This window comes from Bradyrhizobium sp. Ses1, assembly GCF_059512365.1.
This window is the reverse complement of record NZ_JCAMOQ010000298.1, coordinates 1-204: the sequence shown is the minus strand read 5'-3', so window position 1 is coordinate 204 and position 204 is coordinate 1. Positions and strand designations below refer to the sequence as shown.

Annotated in this window: 1 protein-coding gene; it reads left to right on the top strand. The window is 67.6% G+C overall.

What is annotated here, in order from left to right; translation table 11 throughout:
• The coding region (locus tag AC5ZG5_RS46725; RefSeq protein ID WP_496165632.1) for a transposase at positions 1-204 on the top strand (204 nt) is incomplete at both ends.

Genomic DNA, 204 nt, shown 5'->3' with positions numbered 1-204 from the left:
GGAGAAGCTCGTCGCCGCCCACCGGGCCGGCCGCCTGAGCTTCTTCGGTGACGACATCCATCTGGCCGATGCGCAATCCTTCGCCGCTTTTCTGGCCCCGCTGCGCAAGGCCGAGTGGGTCCTCTATGCAAAGCGGCCGTTCGGCGGGCCTGAGGCAGTGCTGGCCTATCTGTCGCGCTACACCCACCGCCTCGCCATCGCCAA